Source organism: Neisseria sp. P0021.S006 (assembly GCF_051956895.1).
The window spans coordinates 1-847 of the sequence record NZ_JBQCWZ010000575.1; the positions used below are offsets into that span (position 1 = coordinate 1).

Sequence of the window (847 nt, forward strand, 5' to 3'; positions counted from 1 at the left end):
GTCCATCAGCGTGGGCGGCGGTTCGCCTTCTTTTTTTCCGGAGAAGTGGCGGGAGTAGTTTTCGATGCCTTTGCAGAAGCCCATTTCGTAGAGCATTTCGAGGTCGAAGCGGGTGCGCTGTTCAATGCGTTGTTGTTCGACAGGGCGTTGTTCGCGGGCAAAAAATTCAATGCGTTCGCGCAATTCTTCTTTGATGGACTCGCAGGCGCGCAAGACGGTGTCGCGCGGGGTAACGTAGTGGCTGGATGGGAAGACGGTGTAGCGGCCGACGCGTTGGTGCAGGCTGCCTGAAAGCGGGTCGAACATATCGAGTCGGTCGATTTCGTCATCGAACAGGCTGATGCGCAAGGCGTTTTCGGAGCTTTCAGCAGGGTACACGTCAATCACGTCGCCGCGTACACGGAAGCTGCCGCGTTTGAAGTCCAAATCACCGCGTTCGTACTGCATGGAAACGAGTGTGGCAATGATGTCGCGCTGCTCGATGGTATCGCCTTCTTTGACGGACAACACCATTTGTTGATATTCGGTCGGGTCACCGATACCGTAAATGGCGGACACGGTGGCGACGATAATCACGTCGTCGCGCGTCATCAGGTTTTTGGTGGCGGAAAGGCGCATCTGCTCGATGTGTTCGTTGATCGCGCTGTCTTTTTCGATGAACAAATCGCGGCTGGGCACATAGGCTTCAGGCTGATAATAGTCGTAGTAGGAGACGAAATATTCCACCGCGTTTTCGGGGAAAAACTCGCGCATTTCTGCATAAAGCTGGGCGGCAAGGGTTTTGTTGTGCGCCATGATGATAGCAGGGCGGCCGCTTTGAGCAATGACGTTCGCCATGGTGTAGGTT

General features: G+C 54.8%; 1 pseudogene. It reads right to left on the reverse strand.

From position 1 onward, the window contains the following. Positions 1 to 847 (reverse strand): annotated as a pseudogene (locus ACTHUM_RS15780) (excinuclease ABC subunit B); the annotation flags it as partial.